The following is a 1,028-nucleotide window of genomic DNA, read 5'->3' on the forward strand; positions in this document are numbered from 1 at the left end:
TCAAGCGGGGCTTTTTGAACTGCTTGCGGCGGGCAACGTATTCAGCAGCGATGCATTGCAGCGTTTGGCTGTGCAGGCCGAGGTCCTTGCCAGCACCCTTGGTATAGGGGTGCATGTCGTAGGCAGACAGAAACAGACCTTTCTCCCGAATGGCTCGGGAAGACAGTTCGTTGAGGTAGTTCCAAACAAAATTCACGCTGCGGGCCATGCGGTTAAGCTCGGCGGCGTGTTTGTCCTTCACTCGAACCTTGAGGGTCCTGGTCTGCTTCATGGCTTCGAATATACTTGGTCTATGGAAACCAAACAAGCTATCAGAACAGGAAGACACTGCGTTTTTAAACTCCATGCCCATTTGGTATTTGTCACCAGGTATCGGGGCAAGGTGTTCACCGGCGCGCATCTCAACTCCCTCGAATTGCTTTTCGACCGAGTGTGTCGGGACTTCGAGGCGGAGCTACAGGAGTTCAACGGTGAAACCGATCACGTCCATTTGCTTGTCAACTTTCCACCCAAAGTGGCGGTATCCAGGCTGGTGAATAGTTTGAAGGGGGTATCCAGCCGGCGGATGAAGTTACTACACCCTGAACTGGTGCAGCCCGCCTACCGGAAGAACTCGCTGTGGAGTCCAAGCTACTTTGCGGGAAGTGTCGGAGGCGCCCCCCTGAGCATGGTCAAGCAGTATATTGAGCAACAATCGAGGCCGGACTAGGGGCGCTCTCGCGCCCCTCGCTATCCATCCTCGCACTAGAAGTACGAGGTTTTTCGCGATGTTCGATAAAGCATCGAACATGAACGCAACGTGAACCGCCGGGCTCGTCACCCTTCACCCTTCACCCTTCACCCTTCACCACGACCGTGCTGCCCTGACGGCTAGGCAGCACGTCGATACGAATCGGCATCTGTTCCTTGAGTTCGCTGACATGCGAAATGATGCCGATCATGCGCCCGCTCATCTGCAGCTCACTGAGCATGGCGATGGCCTGGTCCAGCGCGTCCTGGTCGAGGCTGCCAAAGCCTTCATCTATGAA

At 55.4% G+C, this 1,028-nt stretch carries 2 protein-coding genes; one reads left to right on the plus strand and one right to left on the minus strand.

Annotated features, from left to right (window positions below):
• Nucleotides 1-292: 292 nt before the first annotated feature.
• The gene (gene tnpA, locus NFR41_RS10450) at nucleotides 293-709 is read left to right on the plus strand and encodes an IS200/IS605 family transposase (RefSeq protein WP_026001627.1); all 417 of its coding nucleotides are present in this window, start codon (nucleotides 293-295) and stop codon (nucleotides 707-709) included.
• A gap of 121 nt (nucleotides 710-830) precedes the next feature.
• Here the strand turns inward: tnpA and NFR41_RS10455 are convergent.
• A partial coding sequence (locus tag NFR41_RS10455; RefSeq protein ID WP_251231802.1) for a P-loop NTPase family protein occupies nucleotides 831-1,028 on the minus strand: 198 nt, incomplete at its 5' end.

The sequence above is a fragment of the Adlercreutzia aquisgranensis genome (assembly GCF_943193145.1).
Taxonomy (GTDB): domain Bacteria; phylum Actinomycetota; class Coriobacteriia; order Coriobacteriales; family Eggerthellaceae; genus Xiamenia; species Xiamenia aquisgranensis.

Coding starts and splice junctions, on each gene's coding strand:
- tnpA (WP_026001627.1), top strand. CDS start 293: ATGGAAACCAAACAAGCTATCAGAACAGGAAGACACTGCGTTTTTAAA.